Here is a 19,230-nt window from a genome sequence, read left to right as displayed (position 1 = left end):
TATGCACCCACTCATTTTTAAAGAGGTATTATCGGTAACGATGATCCTCTTCGCGATCATTGATGTTTTAGGCGCTATCCCGGTAATAATCGAGCTGCGCCAGCGCGCTGGGGGGCATATTGAATCAGAAAAGGCGAGTATCGCGGTGTTGGTTTTGATGATAGGCTTCTTATTTGGCGGTAACGAGTTGCTGGATATTATCGGGCTGGATGTGTCATCATTCGCCATAGCAGGTTCATTGGTTATCTTTATTATCGCGATGGAAATGGTATTAGGCGCGAAATTCTTCAAAGAAGAAATGCCCGAAACCATCTCGATAGTTCCCTTGGCATTCCCGCTGATTGCAGGTGCGGGTACCATGACCACCCTGCTATCGCTAAAATCACAATACCAAACCCAGGATATATTAGTAGGTATAGTAGCTAATACGCTATTCGTCTACCTCGTGCTGAAAAATGTAAAATGGCTGGAAAGGCTGTTCGGCAAAACAGGCATCAATATTTTGCGTAAGGCTTTTGGGGTAATCTTATTGGCTATCGCGATAAAGCTGTTTAGGAGTAATACGCATTTGTAGGGGATTACTTGTGTGGAATTAAAATAATATTGTTTCTATTGGGTTACTAATAGCTGATAGAATATTTTCTGCAACTTTCTCTATTAGTTTTGTCCCCCAAAATGGATCATATATGTCATAATATATAACTCGAATATGTTTTAAATCAAATGGTACATCTTGTTCATTAGAACAAATTAAAACCACAGGTTTCTTCAATGCATGTGCTAAGCCTAATTCATAATAAACGTTGGGATTTCTAGATGTTAATTCTGCTATTAAAACCTTTGCAGAATTTATTCCATTCCAGATCTGATCAATTATTTTCCCAGTTCCAAAGATATCATCATCTGCACGGACAGCTTTTAGTCCTGCTTTTTCTATAGCAGGTTCATAAATTTTACTATAATATTCACCTAACGGTGGTGCAAACGGCATCATTACGAAACATGTGTCAGTAGAAGTAATTGAGGCAGCTTTACTTAGTTTTTTAAATTCATTTGTAGTATCCACTTTTGGAGAATTTCTTTCAGCTGAAATATCAATTATTCTTTGTTTATCTCCTATAGTTTCAATGAGCTTTGCTTTATTTAAGGATTCTGTAAAAATTTCTATAAATTCAGATATTTTTTCTACAGGAATTTTAAATGTATCAATCAATGCATTTTCAAAAAATTGTCGATCTGGTAAATTCTCACCACGATAATGCTTGTATACATCACTAATAACAGGAGCTTTTAAAATGGCCTCCCGTAATCCTTTTAATTCATCCTCAGATGATTGTGGTCTCAAAATTCTTTTGGCTAATTCAGTAGGCTTAATCAAACCCGCACTTGGTTTCTCCAACAATCCATACTTGGATGAAGAGCTTAATTCGACAGAGAAAGGCCCTTTAATGTTTGTAATACCCAAAAATTTTGCTGCTTCCTTATCTGGGGTTTCTTTACCTGCATTTTGATCTAAAATTGCTTTGGGTATCCTAAAAGCCTTTTCTAATGAATGTCTTGGGTAATTGGAAGAAGTAGAAGACGTGCTTTTCATTAAATCTATCTGATTTGATGATGTTGATTTTTTTTCCTCTCCTTCAGAAGACTTTGTCTTTGCAGGTTTAACTTTTGTTATCTCAATTGCTTTATTAGAATTATCAATTTTATTATTCTGAGTCATTTTAAATAATTTAGGTCTTTAATGGATTATAGCTTATGCAAGATACTAAAAATGAATGATTTAATATTTAATTATGTTTTGTCGAATATTTTAATCAACTTTATATAAACAACCTAAACTTAAGTATGGCATCTTTTACAACACGTGTAGAGTTACACAAAGCATCTCAAGAAATCGACTACAAAAAGCTCCATGCTGAAATGGAATTGGAGGGGTTTTTACGCACAATAATTTCTGATGATAATATAACATACCATCTCCCAACCGCAGAATACAATAAAATTGGAAACTTTACTCGTCAACAGATTTTAGATTCTGCTAAAAAAGCGGCTGCAAAAACAGGAAAAGAACACAGTATACTAGTTACAGAATCTAATGGACGGACTTGGTATAATTTAGAAAAAGTATAGTAAACTTACCTGGTAGTTAACTTCGCTAAAATATCATGATCGCTTTATGCGATTGACAGTTAATAATTGTTTGAATACTTCAATTCAGCACTGCCACCGTCAACTTAATAATATCATCAAAAACCGACTTATCGGTAGTGGATTTAGCAGTTACACGAATCCCTTTAATGGTATTGAAAAAGAAACGTGATAACGCCCGCGCATCCTGTTGGCTTTTGATTTCACCGCTTTCCTTACCTCTTTTGATCACCTGGTAAAAGGCATCTTCCATCTGCTGATCGTTTTTGCAAACCAGGTTATTTATTTCGGCATCATGCGGCGCCACTTCCACTTCGGCGTTAACCATAAAACACCCTTTTTGGTCTTTATCGCCAAGTAACTCATCAGTAACAAATTCCAATAATTTTTTGATGATGTCTTTGGCTGATCCTTCGCTATTAACGATCTTCTCTACTTTACTGCTGCCTGAATTCTGATAGCTTTCCAGCGCTTTCACAAACAAGGTGTGCTTATCAGTATAGGTATCGTACAAGCTCGAACGACTGATTCCCAAACCATCTACCAAATCCTGCATGGACGTACCATTATAGCCCTTGTACCAGAAGATCTGTATAGCTTTGGCCAGCACTTCGTTCTCATCAAAATCTTTTGTCCTTGCCATAACGGGGAATAGCCTTGCTTGTAATAAGCAAAGCTATTCATTTTAAATTAGTTTATGTAAAACGGCGGGTATTACCTTACACCACCGCCTGCAAGCAAGATCTCGCCGGTTAACCAGCGTGAATCTTCAGAGGCCAAAAATACAGCTACATCAGCAATATCATCCGGCTGACCGATACGGCCAAGTGGTGCAGTGGCTGCTTGTTGTGTCTCAAAGTCGCTGCCTATAAAACCTGCAGCATGTGTGCCTTCTGTTTCAACCATACCCGGGTTAATAGAGTTAACACGGATCTTTTTAGCTCCAAGCTCTTTAGCCAATACATGGGTAATAGCATCAACAGCGCTTTTTGTCGCGGTGTAAATTGCACTTGTTGGTGGAGTTATAGCACTAACAACCGAACCAATGTTAATGATGCTGCCACCATTCTCATTGAAAACCTTTAACGCGCCTTGTGTGGTCAACAATAAACCAAGTACGTTGGTATCAAACTGTTTGTGGAAATCTGCCGCGGTAATTTCTTCTATGGCGCCAAATTGGTATACACCGGCATTGTTCACCAAAATATCAACAGCGCCAAAAGCTTTTTGAGTTTCTGCAAATAAACGGGTTATGTCGGCTTCGTTTGATACACTGCCTTGCACAGCTACTGCTTTACCGCCATTGGCGGTAATTTCGGCAACTACTTTATCAGCGCCCTCTTTTGATGATGCATAATTTACAACTACGCTGGCGCCTGCTGCTGCCAAATGTTTGGCAATGCCCGCACCTATACCTTTTGATGCTCCTGTAACTACGGCTACTTTATTTTCTAACTTTTTCATTGTCGTGTGAAGATTACTTTTTATATTTGGAATAATCGTTCCGCAAATATATATTCATTTAGGAATGTTCGTTCCAATAATAATTTATTATTAGTTATGGATGACAAAGTGCATCAATTTGAATTACAACTAACATAAAATTGTTTGTATTATTTGGTGCCCGAAGAGAGACTCGAACTCTCTGAAGTCGATATGCTAAGCAGAGTTACGAAGTTTTTAAAACTTCGTAACTCTGCTTAGCATATATTTGTACCCGAAGAGAAATTTAAACTTTGAGTAGTCAATCAAACGCCGATCAATCTCGCCACAAACATGGTATCTGCCTTATTTTCATAACCTGTTAATACGGTTTGTTCTTCCAATTTTAGCCCTAATTCTTTTACTAAATAGTTAACCACATCCTCATTCTCGCTTCTAAAGGCAGAGCAGGTAATATAAATAAGCGGCTTCCCCGGTTTGATAAAGCGGGCAACATTTTGGGCGATGCTTTTTTGCAGGCGCTGAAAGAATTCAATTTTGGAGGGATGGAATTGCGCGATCATCTCAGGCGTACGCCCCCAGGTACCGGAGCCGGAGCAGGGGGCATCGAGGATGATACCGTCAAAGGCATAATCATGCATTTCCTGGTCGGGATTTTGGGTAAGGTCGAGTAGCTTTTTTTGGTATTTGCGCAAGCCTGCTTGCTGGAAACGCTCATCGAGGTTGGCTAAGATGGATTCACGGATGTCAGACACCACTAATTTAATATCCGGTTCCTGCTCATGCAACAACAACGATTTCCCCCCGGATGCCGCGCAAGCATCCCACCATTGGTCCCATTTATTGGGTTTAAAATAATTAGCTGTTTGTTGCGAGGAATAATCCTGCACCTCGAACCAATGCTGGGTAGGGAAGATGGTCTCCAAACGCGTACCATTTGGCAGCGAAAAACAACCGTTGCCTTCATCCTTAAAAGCAACCTCCGCTTTGTTCAGTTCGGCTTTAACCAAATGATCGTAACCATTGTGTACATGAATAAAAAGATCGGGCTGCGTGAAGAATGATTTCAGGAAGGCCTCTTTATCTATTCCTGCGGATATTTGATTAGCCCAGGGAAAAACATCGGCTAACTTAAAATCCTTGTAGGCAGTTTTAACCAATGCCAGTTTTTCATCCAAAGTAAAGCCAATACATAACGCCCATTCCGGTTTAAAATGCTGGATGAATGAGTTTACCTGGGTATTGCAAAGAAAATCGGCTACAATTAAGCGGTCTTCTGACGGCAGATCAGGCAAAGCGGCACCTAAACGAAAGTAATTGTAGATCAAGCGGCTGGCAACCTTGCGGTCGGTTGAGCCCATTTGCTTGTTTTGACGATAAAAGCCGGGTAAAAACTTACTTAATGGCGTTTCGGCCGGGTACTCTTCTAATAATCTTTGGAACGTTTTAAGCTGGTTTATCGCCTTCATTCTGCCTTCTTTAGCTCAAAGTTAGTATACATTAGCAAGTTTACATGGGTATTTACCCAACCCAGGCCCGGTTTTTTTTCGAAATGAAAGCTATTATGCAGGCCGTTGAAATCTGCCCAGTTTTTTATACTGTTTTCAGCCAGTAATCTACCAAAATATAATCCTTCATCAAAGCCTTTTAATGCATAAGCTGACGGTTCAGTATGCCACGCATTGCGGTAACTTTTTATAAATGTTACGGTTGAAGGTAAGCTATAATCAACCTTATCCGCCGAGGTAATATGCGTTCTAAGCCGTTGCATTTGCTTCGCTTTCAAAAAAACAAAATGCTCCCAGCTTGGGTGGCCGAAAAGCGTAACGGGGTAACGCTTATTTAAGGTATCGAGCGAATGGAGAGTAACTGTTAAAAATTGCTGGTTAGTTGATGGGATCAGGAATATATTTTGCCCGTTTTTAACCAATTGCGGCAATAAAGCACTAAGCTGGCCCCGCACAATAGTAATGCTGATCACCTTAATTTGCCTGCCACTTAAACTGTCAATGGCTTTTTTAAAGGGGACGATGTAATCATTGTCCTCGCTATAGCCTGATCTTAAAATGAATACCTTTTGAGGTTTGATCTTATCGTTGATAAACTTTGCCGTAGCCCAGGCATGGTAATCCAGTGGTGGATTAACCGTAACTAAGTTTTGATTTTTAAAAGTAGACGGGGATTCCGGCGACAGGGGCGAAACAATAGGCTTTCGCGGACTGGTTAATACCGAAGTAAAAGCCTTAACATCTTCCGGAAAAACAGGCCCCACGATCAAATCACTTGCCCTGACTTTTGGATTATAAGCTAAAGAATGTGCTTGCGCGCTATTGTCCTTTGAATCGAAAAGCTCTAATTTATAATTGTAACCTGCATAAGTAAGGGAATCCAGGGCCAGTTTAAAGCCGCGGTAGTAGTCAGCAGCTATTCTTGCTTTTTTCAGGCTGATAGCATCATAATGTTGTCCCGGCCCGATATGATCCAGGCCAAATGGCAATATCAATGAAATAACGGAAACTTTTGATGCCGGCGGTACAACCGGCTTAACCTCAACTTTTGGCGAAGTGAGAGTTTCAGCAGGTTTATTTACAGGATTGGATACCCAGCGTGTTTTTGGTGAACACGCACCGATAAGCAGTACAGTAAATAAACCTAATAACCACCTATTCCCACTCAATTGTGGCAGGCGGTTTCGAACTGATGTCATATACTACCCGGTTAATTCCTTTTACGTTATTGATGATCTCGTTAGAGATCTTCGCCAGCAGGTCGTAGGGGAGGTGGCACCAATCTGCTGTCATCCCGTCCAATGATTCTACCGCGCGAAGGCAAATTACATTCTCGTAGGTGCGCTCATCGCCCATAACTCCTACTGATTGTACGGGCAAAAATATTGCACCGGCTTGCCAAACTTTATCGTAAACACCGTATGACCGCAAATTGTTGATATAAATCGCATCTGCTTCCTGTAATATCTGCACTTTCTCAGGCGTAACATCGCCCAATATCCTGATAGCTAAACCGGGACCTGGGAAAGGGTGGCGGCCTAATATATTCGGATCGATACCTAAAGCCTTACCAACCCGGCGAACTTCATCCTTAAACAAAGTATTTAATGGCTCAACTACTTTCAGTTTCATAAAATCAGGCAAGCCACCAACGTTATGATGAGATTTGATAGTTGCTGACGGGCCTTTTACCGATACTGATTCGATAATATCAGGATAGATTGTACCTTGTCCTAACCACTTAACATCGGTTACCTGGTGCGCCTCGTCATCAAAAACTTCAATGAACACACGACCAATTGCTTTACGTTTTTTTTCAGGATCTGTTAAACCAGCTAAGGCATCGTAAAAACGTTGTTTGGCGTCAACTCCTTTTATATTTAAGCCCATGTGCTTGTATGAATCCAATACAGATTGGTATTCATCTTTGCGCAATAAGCCGTTATCAACAAATATACAATGCAGATTTTTACCGATGGCCTGGTGCAGCAATATTGCCGCTACCGATGAATCCACACCTCCTGATAAGCCTAAAACAACCTTATCATCACCTAATTTTTCCTGCAAAGCAGCAATAGTAGTTTCGATGAAGGAATCCGGGGTCCAATCCTGTGAACATCCGCAAATGTCAACCAGAAAGTTTTGAAGTAATTGCTTACCGTCAATACTGTGAGTAACTTCCGGGTGGAATTGTATACCGTAAGTTTGGGTACCGGTTATTTGATAAGCAGCAACTTTTACAGATTCGGTACTGGCGATGATCTGGAAATTATCAGCAATGCGTGCAATTGTATCGGCATGCGACATCCAAACCTGTGATTCTAATGGAACATCCTTAAAAAGCTTATTTTCCTGGTCGATGTACTGCAGATTGGCACGTCCGTACTCGCGGGTGCTTGATTTCATCACTTCGCCACCGTTGTTATGGGCAATGTGTTGCGCGCCGTAGCAAACGCCTAATAAAGGCAATTGGCCATGAAATTTTGCAAAATCAAAGTTTGGCGCATCTTCCTGGCGAACAGAATAAGGGCTACCCGAAAGTATAATGCCTTTTACTGTGCTGTCAATTTCAGGAAAATGATTGAAGGGGTAAATCTCGCAGTAGATATTGAGCTCCCTGACACGGCGGGCGATCAGTTGGGTGAACTGTGAGCCGAAATCAAGAATAAGGATTTTTTCTTGCATGGGCAAAGATAGTTTTTTTTAAGGATTTTGGATTTCGATTTCTCAATTTTATCAAATAAAAAAGGTTCGTGTCCTAATGCACGAACCTTTTTTAAATAGGATTATAAGAAATTAATGGATCGAAAAATTGATGCCCGCGTTAATGCTTGACCGTAGGTTCTCTACGTTGGAATAATCGTCACTGTTTTTAAAAATGTTAACTACACCGGCCTGACCGTCATATTCAAAAAATATTTTAGCCCTGTTCGAGATAGGGATCTTAACACCAATACCTAAATCAAGGCCGCCGTCTACAGTATTAAAAACCTGTTTTACATCAATGTTGTCGGTTGTTTCTTTTGCGCTCATTAAAAAGCCAACATATGGGCCAAAATGAACATACCAGTTGTTGGTATAGCCAAAGTGCCAGCTGGCCAATACAGGTACTGTAATATAGTTTAGTTTAAAGTTAACTCCATCATAAGTTGTTCCGTTTTGATCAGTATAAAAGCCGTTTCCCCAGCCCTTTTGATCATAGTTAACCTCAACCTTTAAGCTCCATGCATTTGAAAAATATGAGTCGACAAATAATCCGGCATTAACGCCGCTGATAAAGTCGCTGCTATTCCCTGAATAAGTTTCGTTTACGTAAGAGTTGTTGTAGCCAACATTAGCGCCAAATTCAACGCTGCCTTTTTGCTGGGCAAAAGTCAGGCTATAGCAGCCTAAAATAATAGCAAGTGTGGTGAAAATTTTCTTCATAAGTGTGATTTTAAGTTCTGCAAAGATATAAAATAGACGATGTTTTAAATCCTAATAACGGTATAACTATTAATTCTATATATTTGTTTATGGCTTTAAATGAAGATATACGCTGGTTACAACGGTTCTCAAATTACAATAAAGCAATAGCGCAATTAGAAAAGTTTGTTCAAAAAGGAGAATTGTCGTAACTGGAAGAATAAGGCCTTATCAAAGCTTTTGAATACACTTATGAATTAGCCTGGAATACATTAAAAGATTATCTGGAATACCAGGGCATACTAAATATGGCCGGTTCGAGAGATGTCATCCGCGAGGCTTACAAGGCTAATTTAGTTATAGATGGATAACAATGGATTGAAACAGCTATTCTATATGGTTCAAGGGCAAAGGGTAATTATAAATCCACTGATATTGATATAGTTTTAAAGGGAGAAAAAATTGACCTGAACGTACTAAGTAACGTATCCATAAATTGGATGATCTCTTACTACCCAACCAATTCGATCTGTCAATTTACCATCATATCAAAAACCAGGAACTTTCAGATCATATTACCCGAATAGGCAAAATTATATATAAAACTTAGCAAGTTTCGGGTTTATGCAAAGCGTTCACAATGGTAAATTATGTTTCATAAATGCTGCAAATATGAAAACCCAGGAACAGCTAAATTACGAACGGATTGCCGAAGCAATTGACTATATAAAACTCAATTTTAAATTACAGCCTAACCTGGATGAGGTGGCGGCTAAAATAAACCTGAGCCCATTCCATTTTCAGCGTTTGTTTACAGATTGGGCAGGCGTAAGCCCAAAAAAGTTTTTGCAGTACCTGAGTATTGAACATGCGAAAGCTATGCTTAAGGAAAAAAGTGCTACTTTATTTGATACAGCTTACGAAACTGGTTTATCCGGCACAGGACGCTTGCATGATCTGTTCGTAAATATTGAAGGTATGACGCCCGCCGAATATCGAAATGGCGGAGCGGCACTAAGTATAAACTATAGTTTTGCGGAAAGCCCCTTTGGAGATATTATTGTAGCGTCAACCTCCAAAGGTATTTGTTTTATTGCTTTTGCCGATGATAAAGAAATAGCGCTGGGCGAATTAAAAAACCAATTTCCTAATGCCGATTATCATCAATTTGCAGATGTTATTCACCAAAATGCCATGTTTATTTTCAGAAAAGACTGGTCGCAATTATCAGATATTAAGCTGCATTTAAAGGGCACCGACTTTCAGCTTAAAGTTTGGGATGCGCTATTAAAAATACCCGTTGGCGGTTTGAATACTTATGCTTCAATCGCGCAAAAAATAAATTCTCCCCAGGCTAGCAGGGCAGTAGGAAGCGCTATCGGCGCCAATCCTGTATCTTTCTTAATTCCTTGCCACCGTGTCATCCGCTCTTCGGGCGAAACCGGGCAATATCATTGGGGCAGCACGCGCAAAGCTGCTATAATAGGATGGGAGGCATGTTTAATAAAAAACCAAGCTTCATTTTAAAGTATTATGTAACAAACATATAATACTTTAAACTTTTTAAGTTAATTGTGGTTGTAATAATATAAGTGCTGATACAAGTCAATAAATGAATTTTTTTCAACTATTTATAAAAATAAATCACAAATCATGAAGTATTTAAAAATTATGCTGTTTGCCTTAATTATGGCATTCACATTTGCAGGTGCCCAGGCGCAGGTAGTAGTACGCCTTGGAGGCCACTATCATCATCACCACTATTATCATCACCGTCACTGGCATCACTATCACAGATATTAGTCAGTATTAACAATAACTAAAAACATATTATGAAGTACCTTAAATTAATGTTGTTTGCCGTAATAATAGCATTCACTTTCGGAAACGCAGAAGCACAAGTTAGAGTTAATATTGGCTTAGGCCCATATGTGCATAATGGTCACCATTATCACCACCGTGCACCATACTATCGTGGTCATCACAGATACTATCGTTATTACTAACTAATGATATTAAAGCCTCGCTATACAGCGGGGCTTTTGTATAAAGGACAGGTAATTAATACATAAACTTTATGTATTAATACCTGTCCTTTTTTAAATTGCAGCTCTAATGAATTTAATATGCACAGAGGGGGCTTGTTTACAGTTTTTTTAATTTTGACAGCGATAAGCCTGTTGCTGGATTGGTATGTGTTTTCAGGATTGAAAACGTTTACCAATGACTGGCAATCAAGCAAAGCAAGACAGGTTGTTACCTGGGGATATTTGATCATTTCAGTCGGGGTAACAGTTCTTTTTTTAGTCGGGCTAAATAGTTTCAGTCACGCCCGGGGTATGCTGCCATATCATGAGTATATGCTGAGCATCTTTGTTACTTTTCTTATTACCAAGCTGTTTTTTGCTATCGTACTTTCTTTAGGTGATTTAGGCAGGTTTTTTTACGGGATAGGTGATTCAATAGCAAATAAAGGTGAGAAGACTCCCGGACCGTTTTTCCCTTCAAGGCGAAAATTCATAAGCGAACTGGCGATATTGATAGCTGCGTTTCCTTTTGCGGGTTTGATCTATGCCATGGTAAGGGGAAAATACGATTATAAAGTTCATAACGAAACGATTTATTTTGATAATTTACCCGAAGCTTTTGACGGCTTTACAATAACACAGATCTCAGATATACACTCCGGTAGCTTTGATAATACCGCAGCCGTACAGCGTGGAATTGATCTCGCCAATAAGCAAAAAAGCGACCTGTTTGTTTTTACCGGCGATTTAGTAAACAATGCTGCCTGGGAAATTGAACCATATATAGATCATTTTAAGCAACTGAAAGCGCCATTCGGGCAATATTCAATTTTAGGTAACCATGATTATGGCGATTACATTCAATGGGATAATGAGACCGAAAAAGCAGCTAATTTAGATAAGCTAAAACAGCACCATAAGGAACTTGGCTACCGGTTATTATTGGATGAAAATGTAGAGCTGGAAAAGAACGGCCAAAAGATTTCCTTAATAGGTGTACAAAACTGGGGCAGGGGATTTATACAAATAGGAAATTTAGATAAAGCGTTAGAGGAGGTAGATAAAGATGCTTTTAAGATCTTGCTGTCTCATGATCCTACCCATTGGGAAGAAAAAGTACGCTTTAACACTACCCAAATCGATCTTACCTTGGCTGGCCACACCCACGGCGCTCAATTCGGTGTGGAAACTGCCGGTTTCAGATGGAGCCCGGTGCAATATAAATACCTCGACTGGGCGGGTTTAGCGCATCATAATAAACGTTACCTGTACGTCAATCGTGGTTTTGGTTTCCTGGCATTCTCAGGCAGGTTGGGTATTTGGCCGGAAATTACAGTGCTAACCTTGAAACGGAAAGTTGCTTAAAACAAAAGTCCATTCTGATGCTTTTATTAATTAAAAAAAGCATCAGCCATGGCAACTCAATATAAAAGAATAGAAACAAAACAGGCTCCTGGAGAGAATAAAGGTACTTACCTAACCCAGGAAAACTGGGAAGTGATGAAGCCTTTTGTACACTTCGCGTTTAAGGCAATTACGGTAATAGGTTCGGTTATATTTGCCATTGTAAAGCTGATACCGAAGGCTTTGGAACACAAGCCGGAAGAGCGGAAGAATGATAGGGTTATAAAAATCTAACTACAGAATTGTCATCTCTACCGGAGGGCAGTGAAGATAACATTAACGAACTTTTCCGTTCTTTACTATGAACAAACAATTTGTTATCAGTCCCAAAAAGTCTTTTAGTTTGTTTGTTGATCTTTTAACATTTGTTCAACAGTTAACCTTAACTTTGATAAAGGAATGGTTAAATTACAACCAGGGGCCCCTTCAATAACGTTATCTGAATCAGGTTGCCCAAACAGGTAATAATATTTTTGTCCCAGCGCCGCCGATAAGTGCCAATAACACTGGTTGTGGTACACTTTATCCCTTCTAAATTCTAATACTGCTGTATTTTTCTTCATGAAAATGGCGTTTGTTAACCCCGCGCCATGCATAGATATCATTACTGAGGTGGTGTTGGCCAATTGTATTTGTTGTTCAATACTTAAGTCTTCAAAAGCAACTACTTCAAAATCATATTCTTTTAATAAGGAGATAACCTCTGCTTCATTTAATACTTTACGGTTAGATGCTTTTGTACGACTGATATAAATCCTGCGCGAGGCATTTAAATTGCCGGATAGGAGCGTATCACTTAACCTGTTTTGTACCTGTTTTATTAACTCATCATGTACCTGGCCACTTAAAACTACAGAGGTGATTAATGTTAGATCAGGTGCTTTAACAAATTTACCCCTGCCTATCCATTCAATACGGCGGGGTTTTAAATTGAGATAATCTAACAGTTTAACACCCACATTTCTGATATAAGGCTCATCGGGCAGTAATAAGGTGTAATTTTGTAATTCGGAAGCTAATAGTGTTAGCCGTGGTAAATAATCATTTATCCAGTGATAATGGTTATTACTCCACTGATCAAAAGCTAACAAGTATTTTTCATCATTTGCAAGCTTCCTTTTAGGTTTTATGATCACTTTTTTGAGAAACCTAAACCAGCTACGATTTCTGAATATTGATGGAGCGACCAGCGAGACCTCAACCAATTTTAAGGCAGAAGTATATAGATTACCAAAGAAATTTACATAGCAATTTTTAAATGTCAATAGCTCTACATTGTGAGTATTGTAAGAGAATTCGGTTTTGCAAAAATCCAATTCTCCATGTTGATAGTTCTCAGGAAGCTTTCTGTTAATTTGCTGTGATGGATATAAAAACATGCAGGTACGATAGATAGGATAAAGATATGTATGTTTTGCAAATCTATGATAATGAAATTCTGTTACGAATTTCGCCCTTTCTTTTAATTAGGGTAATTATTTCACCCTATGACAAACAATAAGCAAATACCTTATTGTTTGTCATGTTTAAAGCGATCTTCTACAATTTGTATAGCTACTTTGATATCGAAGAAGATTTTTCGCTGCGCTCAAGAGATAGTTATCTCCTCAGGTCGAAATGATACACGCTTTAAAAGAATTACAAATTCTTAGCCAGTTTCTCCAGCATCTCCGCAGGTACTTTTTGGAAGTCCAATACCAGGAAGCCATCCAGGCAGTCAGCAAATTTTGGGTCGATATTAAAGCAGATGATATTAGCATTTAGGGCGATGTATTGCCTTAATAATACGGGTACCTTCATGCTACGTGTTTCCACTTCGGATATAATATCGTCCAAATTTTTAAAGCTGTCTTCGCCGTTCATCAGCATATCCGCATCTATTTTTGAGAAGTCTACCTTGAATTTTTTGCGTGGCTTAACATATTGCGCCAGCTCATGGTCGAAGTGGTTTCTGTTGATGTAATCTACAATCAGAGATTTAGAGAATTTGGAGAATGAATTACTGATACTTACCGGCCCGATCAGATAACGGTAACGCGGGTTATCGATCAGGAATTTAAATATGGCCTTCCATAATAAAAACAGTGGTAATGGTTTTTGCTGATATTCCTTACGGATGAACGACCGGCCTAACTCAATGCTCTTCTTTAATACCGGGATCAGCTGGTCCTTTATTTTAAATAACTCATTTAAATAGAAACCGTTTTTGCCCTGGCTATAAAATATCTCATCACCCAAGCCAATGCGGTAAGCACCTACAATTAGTTTTGCTTCGATATCCCAAATAAACAGGTGATTATAATAAATATCGTATTCATCCAGGTCGGCCGCCTTATTGGTCCCTTCGCCAATTTCGCGGAAAGTTATCTCGCGCAACCGGCCAATCTCCCTGATGATGTTGGGGATAACAGAAGTAGGCACAATAAATACCTCGTAGTTTTTCTCCTGCCAAATGCGGTATTCCTCGCGAATAGGTTCTATTTCTTTTTCAAGCAGGTTGGCGTCCATTTCAGGCGCAAAAGCCTCCGGAAGTTTCTTTATCTTGAATAGGTTACGCGGGTTGAAAAGTTTTTTCTCCTCCTCAAGCCCTGTACCTAAAGCATAGGTACGTGCACGCAAAAAGGTAAGCAGCTTGTTGCTATTATTATACTCCGGGTAATCAGCAATGTTAATCGCTTTGCCTATACGCAGCTTAATAGTTTGGCCTTGTTTGTTAAATAATTCCGATGGTAGCTTAGCTGTACGCAAAGCAGGGTGTATCATGCTCAAGAGGTTAAACAACAAGCCATTATTACCATGAAAATAAATAGGCACCACCGGCACTTTTGCTTTGGCAATTATCTTACCCACAACCGGGTGCCATAGGCGATCTGTTACCTGTTGAGATTCAATATTAAAGGTAGATACTTCACCGGCAGGGAAAATGCCTATTGGCGTGCCTGCGTTCAATAGTTCAAGGGTGTTTTTTAAACCGCTGATGCTGGAGGAATGCTCAATATTTTCAAAAGGGTTTACCGCTATAAAAAAGTCGCTCAGGTTAGGGATCTTTTTCAGAAGGAAGTTAGCCATCAGCTTGGCATCAGGCCTTACAGTAAGTAGCATCTTCAACAAAACCAATCCCTCAATACCACCATAAGGGTGATTGGCTATAGCTATAAAACTACATTCTTTGGGTATGTTTTTAAGGTCTCGCGGGTCAAATTCAATCTCAACTCCGCAACCGGCTAATATGGCATCAATAAACTCGATTCCGTTTTTGTGTTGTGCCTGCGCAAACACTTCATTAACCTGGTTTATCTTCATTACTTCCATCAGTAAAGCAGCAAGGCCGGGCATTTTCAGCTTATCCAGTTTGGTGGCTTTGGCAAACTCTTCGGTGGTTATAATTTTCATTTATTTATAAAAAAAAGATTAATGAGGCAATAATATTCCAAATTTATTTATTTTACCCATGTTTTACAGTCCTGAATGAAATCACAAATTAAAAATTACCTCAATATAACTAAAAAACAATGGAACGGGATGCTGGTGCTGGTTATACTTATTTTATTAGTACTGGCAGCACCTTATGTATACCAACATTTCTACAAAGATAGCACAATTAACTTTACGGGCTTTGATGCTGCTGTAGCGCAGTTAAGCAAAGCGCAAAAGGCGGATAGCGTAACCTCTTATAAGAATTCCAACAACGAAGATCATATTACAAAAGCCTACGTTAGCAATAAACTAAAGCCGGGTGTTACCATTGAACTTAATTCAGCCGACTCCGCGCAATTGACCCGTGTACATGGCATAGGCGGCTCATTTGCCATCCGGATCATCCGTTACCGCAACCGCATTGGGGGCTTTTACAATAAGGAACAGCTAAAGGAAGTATATGAATTGGATTCCGCCAAATATGCTGAGATCAAAGACCAGCTAACAGTTGATCCAAGCCGAGTGATCAAAATAAATATCAATACCATTTCTTTTGCATCCTTGCGGCAAAGCCCATACCTTAGCTATAAGCAAGCCAGCGCGATAATTGAGTATAGAACGCAGCATGGCAATTATAATTCGATGGATGATGTTGGCAACGTGGCAATCATAACGCCTGATGTACTGCACAAGATCGAGCCTTATATAAAATTTAAATGATAGCACAGCAGATAAAAGCCGCCATACGCGATATCCCGGATTTTCCGAAGCAGGGAATTATATTCAAAGACATAACCCCCATTTTAAAAGATCCTGCACTATGCGAACGCATAGTTGATATATTCGCGTTGAAGCTGGCCGATACCAAAATAGATGTAATAGCCGGCATAGAAAGCCGCGGATTTTTATTTGGGCTGATGCTCGCCACCCGCCTGGGTGTGCCCTTTGTGCCCGTTCGCAAGGCAGGCAAGCTGCCGCACACGGTAAGGCAGAAGGTATACGAACTGGAATATGGCACAGCCACCATAGAAATGCATACTGATGCAATTGAACCCGGTCAGCATGTGCTTATCCACGACGACCTGCTGGCTACCGGCGGCACCGTAACCGCTGCCAGCGAACTGATCCGGGAACTTGGCGGTATCGTAAACGGTTTTAGCTTTGTGGTGGGGTTAGGCTTTTTGGGTGGCAGGGAAAAGATTGCACCTATACATGATAACATTATCGTTCTGGCGGAATATTAGCGACCATACTGTGACACGAAACAGGTGAAACAAATGGTGCATTTTGGAACACTTTTAGCCCGAAAAATTGCCTTTTCATGATCAAAAACAGCGATTTAACGTTAATAAATGACTGTTTTTTGTGCTAAAAACGGCCTAAAACGATTGCTTTTAACCCTTTTTTGATAGAAAAAAACACTTTTTTACATGATTTTGTCGGTTTTGAAAAACTATCCCGCGTAAACCACTTTACAGATTCTTCACTCCGCTCAGAATGACATCGAGCTTAGAAAAAATATCCATTATCATTCTGCATAAAATATTAAAATTAATATCTTCATCATTTTTAAGCCAATTAACTAAAACCTGTGCAACACAGGTGATTTAAACTAAATATGACCACGGATAACACTAAACCTCCTAAGGGTAAAAAACTGCTGCTTTTTAAGGTGCTTGCCGCGCTGTTTCCGTTTATATTATTGGTTTTGCTGGAATTTGTGCTGCGCTTTTTTAATTACGGGCATAACACCGACCTGTTTGTGAAAGACCCCTATGACGCGCGTTATATGGTAATGAACGACTACGCGTCGGACAAGTTTTTTTCGGATACTGCTAACGCCACTAAGGGCAACCACGAGATCTTTGCCATTGATAAAGCGCCCAATACCTTCCGCATATTTGTTTTGGGCGAGTCAACCACCATTGGTTATCCATATTTTCATAATGGTTCATTTCATCGCTGGCTTCAATATCGTCTCTCGAGGATGTACCCGGATAAAAATTTCGAGATCATCAACCTGTCGCTAACCGCAACCAACTCCTATACCGTGCTTGACTATGGCAGGCAACTGGCACAATACCACCCCGATGCGGTGCTGATCTATTCCGGGCATAATGAGTATTATGGCGCTTTGGGTGTCGGGTCGACCAGCTACATTGGCAGCAACAGGTTCCTCGTGCAAACGCTGCTTAAGCTGCGTACTTTAAAGGTGGTGCAGTTGTTCAATAATATGATTAAAAAGGTGTCGGGTGTATTTGCATCACATAAACCAGCCGACCGCGAAACGCTGATGCAACGCATGGCAGCCCGCCAGCATATCGACTATAATTCAATCGATTACCAGGCAGGAATCAAACAGTTCGATGCCAACATGACCGAACTTTGCCGCCTGCTTAACAATGAGAAGATCCCGGCGTTTTTAAGCACGGTAGTGAGTAACGAGAAAGACCTGCCGCCTTTTATAAGCGCAGGTACTGGCCCGGGTTCGGCAACAGGGTTTTATAAAGCAGGGCAGCAGGCTATGGAAAAAGCTGATTATGCAACTGCCAAGCAGGATTTCGACAAGGCCAGGGAGCTGGACGGGTTGCGTTTCCGAGCGCCGGAAGCTATCAATACCATCATCAGGAGATTAACTACGGAATTTCCTGAAGTTCATTTGGTGGATACCAAAAAGGAATTTGAACAATATTCGCCGCATGGCATTGTAGGCAACGAGACGATTTTAGAGCATTTACACCCTAATCTGCACGGCTATTCAATTATGTCGGATGCTTTTTTCCAGGCGATGCAGAGTCAACACCTGCTCCCTGATTCAGCCGAAACGCAGATCAGTTTTGAGCAATTGCAAAAGGAAATGCCGGTTACCAAAATGGATTCCTTGATCGGCGCTATCCAGATCACCAACCTAAAAACCGGCTGGCCGTTTAACCAGCCCATACCTGCCGGATATAAACCCGATACCAGTTTAAGCGGAACACTGGCTTCGCAAATCGAATCAGCGCAGCTTAACTGGGCCGGTGGAATGAGCCAGTTATATGGCTATTACAAAAACAGCAATGATAAAGCAGGCGCGCTAAAGATTATGATGGCCATGAACCTGGAATATCCAAACGAAAAACAATACTGCGGCGATGCTGCAAACATCGCTGCCATCATTGGTAATTATGATGAGTCGATCTATTATTACAGGAAATTAAATCAGTTAGATCCGAACGACCAACTATCTGTCCACATATTTCAATTGTATTTACGGGCCAATAATCCAAAAGGGGCTTTAGGCTTTGTTAAGGATCTGCCATCGGCACAACAAACTGCGGCAACCGGCATCCTTAAGCAAATAATAAGCGATGAAAATATTTTATCAAGAGATCCGGGCAACAAGGCTGCAAATGGACGTATGGTAAGCAATTTAAGGCTGTTGGGACTGACAGATTTGGCAACAAAATATATAGGAAAATGACGGAGGCCGAATTACAAAAGCAAAACCGTAAATTCGGTTATACCATAGCTGCCGCTTTGGCGGTTCTATCGCTTTTTAATATAATTATAAAGCATAGGACCCACTGGTGGGGTGCTTTTATTATTTCGACAATATTAGTACAATTTGCAACTGTGAAACCATTGTGGTTAAACCCGATGCGTTTGATTTGGGATAAGATAGGGCATATATTGGGTACGATTAATACCTATATATTGCTCACGGTTTTTTACTTTTTGATACTGAGCCCCTTAGGAATGTTGATGCGTTTGTTTGGCAAGGATATTTTAAAGGTGAAATGGGTGAAAAATAAAAATAGCTACTGGGAAAGCACGGCGGATAAAGCGGATAGCAGCATGAGCAATCAATTTTAGAATTTGAAAGTTTCCTCTATTGG

At 40.0% G+C, this 19,230-nt stretch carries 21 protein-coding genes; 12 read left to right on the top strand and 9 right to left on the bottom strand.

What is annotated here, in order from left to right:
- The first annotated feature begins 1 nt into the window (after position 1).
- A complete protein-coding gene (locus ACYZ0U_RS16200) occupies positions 2–574 on the top strand; it encodes a MarC family protein (RefSeq protein WP_461453573.1) in 573 nt (190 codons plus the stop codon).
- Between the two features lie 18 nt (positions 575–592).
- Here ACYZ0U_RS16200 and ACYZ0U_RS16195 read toward each other — a convergent pair whose 3' ends face one another.
- On the bottom strand, positions 593–1,720 hold the full coding sequence (locus ACYZ0U_RS16195; protein WP_461453572.1) for a hypothetical protein: 1,128 nt from the start codon (positions 1,718–1,720) through the stop codon (positions 593–595).
- Between the two features lie 125 nt (positions 1,721–1,845).
- On the opposite strand from ACYZ0U_RS16195, the gene ACYZ0U_RS16190 reads away from it, so the two are divergent.
- Complete coding sequence (locus tag ACYZ0U_RS16190) at positions 1,846–2,130, top strand: hypothetical protein (RefSeq protein WP_461453571.1); 285 nt, start codon at positions 1,846–1,848, stop codon at positions 2,128–2,130.
- Between the two features lie 79 nt (positions 2,131–2,209).
- Here ACYZ0U_RS16190 and ACYZ0U_RS16185 read toward each other — a convergent pair whose 3' ends face one another.
- The 6 genes from ACYZ0U_RS16185 to ACYZ0U_RS16160 all read right to left on the bottom strand — a co-directional run bounded on the left by ACYZ0U_RS16185 (position 2,210) and on the right by ACYZ0U_RS16160 (position 8,525).
- Complete coding sequence (locus ACYZ0U_RS16185; protein ID WP_461453570.1) at positions 2,210–2,791, bottom strand: TetR/AcrR family transcriptional regulator; 582 nt, start codon at positions 2,789–2,791, stop codon at positions 2,210–2,212.
- 71 nt (positions 2,792–2,862) lie between these two features.
- A complete protein-coding gene (locus ACYZ0U_RS16180; RefSeq protein WP_461453569.1) occupies positions 2,863–3,612 on the bottom strand; it encodes an SDR family NAD(P)-dependent oxidoreductase in 750 nt (249 codons plus the stop codon).
- A 284-nt stretch (positions 3,613–3,896) separates the two neighbouring features.
- Positions 3,897–5,060 (bottom strand): RsmB/NOP family class I SAM-dependent RNA methyltransferase, encoded by a 1,164-nt coding sequence (locus tag ACYZ0U_RS16175; RefSeq protein WP_461453568.1) that lies wholly within the window; start codon positions 5,058–5,060, stop codon positions 3,897–3,899.
- On the bottom strand, positions 5,057–6,298 hold the full coding sequence (locus tag ACYZ0U_RS16170) for an ABC transporter substrate-binding protein (RefSeq protein WP_461453567.1): 1,242 nt from the start codon (positions 6,296–6,298) through the stop codon (positions 5,057–5,059). Before ACYZ0U_RS16170 ends, ACYZ0U_RS16175 begins: the two co-directional genes overlap by 4 nt.
- Positions 6,255–7,784 carry a glutamine-hydrolyzing GMP synthase gene (guaA, locus tag ACYZ0U_RS16165; protein ID WP_461453566.1) on the bottom strand — a complete coding sequence of 510 codons (1,530 nt, stop codon included), beginning with the start codon at positions 7,782–7,784 and terminating at the stop codon, positions 6,255–6,257. The genes ACYZ0U_RS16170 and guaA overlap by 44 nt, the downstream gene beginning before the upstream one ends.
- 111 nt (positions 7,785–7,895) lie before the next feature.
- Positions 7,896–8,525, bottom strand: a complete 630-nt coding sequence (locus ACYZ0U_RS16160) for a porin family protein (RefSeq protein ID WP_461453565.1) — start codon at positions 8,523–8,525, stop codon at positions 7,896–7,898.
- 209 nt (positions 8,526–8,734) lie between these two features.
- Here ACYZ0U_RS16160 and ACYZ0U_RS16155 point away from each other — a divergent pair, with 209 nt between their 5' ends.
- The 6 genes from ACYZ0U_RS16155 (at position 8,735) to ACYZ0U_RS16130 (ending at position 12,169) form a co-directional block, all read left to right on the top strand.
- Positions 8,735–8,875, top strand: coding sequence for a nucleotidyltransferase substrate binding protein (locus tag ACYZ0U_RS16155; RefSeq protein WP_461453724.1), 141 nt, complete (start codon positions 8,735–8,737; stop codon positions 8,873–8,875).
- Positions 8,876–9,176: 301 nt separating this feature from the next.
- Positions 9,177–10,031 carry a bifunctional helix-turn-helix domain-containing protein/methylated-DNA--[protein]-cysteine S-methyltransferase gene (locus ACYZ0U_RS16150; RefSeq protein WP_461453564.1) on the top strand — a complete coding sequence of 285 codons (855 nt, stop codon included), beginning with the start codon at positions 9,177–9,179 and terminating at the stop codon, positions 10,029–10,031.
- 126 nt (positions 10,032–10,157) lie between these two features.
- Positions 10,158–10,307: a hypothetical protein gene (locus ACYZ0U_RS16145; RefSeq protein WP_461453563.1), complete on the top strand. Its 150-nt coding sequence runs from the start codon at positions 10,158–10,160 to the stop codon at positions 10,305–10,307.
- Between the two features lie 29 nt (positions 10,308–10,336).
- Entirely contained in the window at positions 10,337–10,510 is a 174-nt protein-coding gene (locus ACYZ0U_RS16140) for a hypothetical protein (RefSeq protein WP_461453562.1), read from the top strand.
- 156 nt (positions 10,511–10,666) lie between these two features.
- Positions 10,667–11,896, top strand: a complete 1,230-nt coding sequence (locus ACYZ0U_RS16135) for a metallophosphoesterase (protein WP_461453561.1) — start codon at positions 10,667–10,669, stop codon at positions 11,894–11,896.
- 48 nt (positions 11,897–11,944) lie between these two features.
- Positions 11,945–12,169, top strand: coding sequence for a hypothetical protein (locus ACYZ0U_RS16130; protein WP_461453560.1), 225 nt, complete (start codon positions 11,945–11,947; stop codon positions 12,167–12,169).
- A 104-nt stretch (positions 12,170–12,273) separates the two neighbouring features.
- Here the strand turns inward: ACYZ0U_RS16130 and ACYZ0U_RS16125 are convergent, their stop codons facing one another.
- Positions 12,274–13,314, bottom strand: a complete 1,041-nt coding sequence (locus tag ACYZ0U_RS16125; protein WP_461453559.1) for a glycosyltransferase family 61 protein — start codon at positions 13,312–13,314, stop codon at positions 12,274–12,276.
- A gap of 259 nt (positions 13,315–13,573) precedes the next feature.
- A complete protein-coding gene (locus ACYZ0U_RS16120; RefSeq protein ID WP_461453558.1) occupies positions 13,574–15,328 on the bottom strand; it encodes a lysophospholipid acyltransferase family protein in 1,755 nt (584 codons plus the stop codon).
- Positions 15,329–15,403: 75 nt separating this feature from the next.
- Between ACYZ0U_RS16120 and ACYZ0U_RS16115 the strand changes: the two genes are divergently transcribed.
- The 4 genes from ACYZ0U_RS16115 to ACYZ0U_RS16100 all read left to right on the top strand — a co-directional run bounded on the left by ACYZ0U_RS16115 (position 15,404) and on the right by ACYZ0U_RS16100 (position 19,207).
- The gene (locus ACYZ0U_RS16115; RefSeq protein WP_461453557.1) at positions 15,404–16,072 is read left to right on the top strand and encodes a ComEA family DNA-binding protein; all 669 of its coding nucleotides are present in this window, start codon (positions 15,404–15,406) and stop codon (positions 16,070–16,072) included.
- Positions 16,069–16,596: an adenine phosphoribosyltransferase gene (locus tag ACYZ0U_RS16110; protein ID WP_461453556.1), complete on the top strand. Its 528-nt coding sequence runs from the start codon at positions 16,069–16,071 to the stop codon at positions 16,594–16,596. The genes ACYZ0U_RS16115 and ACYZ0U_RS16110 overlap by 4 nt, the downstream gene beginning before the upstream one ends.
- A 374-nt stretch (positions 16,597–16,970) precedes the next feature.
- A complete protein-coding gene (locus ACYZ0U_RS16105) occupies positions 16,971–18,815 on the top strand; it encodes an SGNH/GDSL hydrolase family protein (protein WP_461453555.1) in 1,845 nt (614 codons plus the stop codon).
- The gene (locus ACYZ0U_RS16100) at positions 18,812–19,207 is read left to right on the top strand and encodes an SxtJ family membrane protein (RefSeq protein ID WP_461453554.1); all 396 of its coding nucleotides are present in this window, start codon (positions 18,812–18,814) and stop codon (positions 19,205–19,207) included. Before ACYZ0U_RS16105 ends, ACYZ0U_RS16100 begins: the two co-directional genes overlap by 4 nt.
- Positions 19,208–19,230: the final 23 nt, after the last annotated feature.

Source organism: Mucilaginibacter sp. (assembly GCF_965225845.1).
In the GTDB taxonomy this organism is placed as follows: domain Bacteria; phylum Bacteroidota; class Bacteroidia; order Sphingobacteriales; family Sphingobacteriaceae; genus Mucilaginibacter.
Note: the sequence above shows the minus strand (reverse complement) of the source record. Positions and strands in the feature narration are given on the sequence as shown.

Bases quoted from the DNA above. Each gene is read 5' to 3' on its own strand.
- ACYZ0U_RS16110 (WP_461453556.1), top strand. From the start codon at position 16,069: ATGATAGCACAGCAGATAAAAGCCGCCATACGCGATATCCCGGATTTT.
- ACYZ0U_RS16180 (WP_461453569.1), bottom strand. From the start codon at position 3,612: ATGAAAAAGTTAGAAAATAAAGTAGCCGTAGTTACAGGAGCATCAAAA.
- ACYZ0U_RS16140 (WP_461453562.1), top strand. From the start codon at position 10,337: ATGAAGTACCTTAAATTAATGTTGTTTGCCGTAATAATAGCATTCACT.
- guaA (WP_461453566.1), bottom strand. From the start codon at position 7,784: ATGCAAGAAAAAATCCTTATTCTTGATTTCGGCTCACAGTTCACCCAA.
- ACYZ0U_RS16195 (WP_461453572.1), bottom strand. From the start codon at position 1,720: ATGACTCAGAATAATAAAATTGATAATTCTAATAAAGCAATTGAGATA.
- ACYZ0U_RS16150 (WP_461453564.1), top strand. From the start codon at position 9,177: ATGAAAACCCAGGAACAGCTAAATTACGAACGGATTGCCGAAGCAATT.
- ACYZ0U_RS16200 (WP_461453573.1), top strand. From the start codon at position 2: ATGCACCCACTCATTTTTAAAGAGGTATTATCGGTAACGATGATCCTC.
- ACYZ0U_RS16170 (WP_461453567.1), bottom strand. From the start codon at position 6,298: ATGACATCAGTTCGAAACCGCCTGCCACAATTGAGTGGGAATAGGTGG.
- ACYZ0U_RS16100 (WP_461453554.1), top strand. From the start codon at position 18,812: ATGACGGAGGCCGAATTACAAAAGCAAAACCGTAAATTCGGTTATACC.
- ACYZ0U_RS16190 (WP_461453571.1), top strand. From the start codon at position 1,846: ATGGCATCTTTTACAACACGTGTAGAGTTACACAAAGCATCTCAAGAA.
- ACYZ0U_RS16130 (WP_461453560.1), top strand. From the start codon at position 11,945: ATGGCAACTCAATATAAAAGAATAGAAACAAAACAGGCTCCTGGAGAG.
- ACYZ0U_RS16105 (WP_461453555.1), top strand. From the start codon at position 16,971: ATGACCACGGATAACACTAAACCTCCTAAGGGTAAAAAACTGCTGCTT.
- ACYZ0U_RS16145 (WP_461453563.1), top strand. From the start codon at position 10,158: ATGAAGTATTTAAAAATTATGCTGTTTGCCTTAATTATGGCATTCACA.
- ACYZ0U_RS16185 (WP_461453570.1), bottom strand. From the start codon at position 2,791: ATGGCAAGGACAAAAGATTTTGATGAGAACGAAGTGCTGGCCAAAGCT.
- ACYZ0U_RS16175 (WP_461453568.1), bottom strand. From the start codon at position 5,060: ATGAAGGCGATAAACCAGCTTAAAACGTTCCAAAGATTATTAGAAGAG.
- ACYZ0U_RS16120 (WP_461453558.1), bottom strand. From the start codon at position 15,328: ATGAAAATTATAACCACCGAAGAGTTTGCCAAAGCCACCAAACTGGAT.
- ACYZ0U_RS16160 (WP_461453565.1), bottom strand. From the start codon at position 8,525: ATGAAGAAAATTTTCACCACACTTGCTATTATTTTAGGCTGCTATAGC.
- ACYZ0U_RS16125 (WP_461453559.1), bottom strand. From the start codon at position 13,314: ATGTTTTTATATCCATCACAGCAAATTAACAGAAAGCTTCCTGAGAAC.
- ACYZ0U_RS16115 (WP_461453557.1), top strand. From the start codon at position 15,404: ATGAAATCACAAATTAAAAATTACCTCAATATAACTAAAAAACAATGG.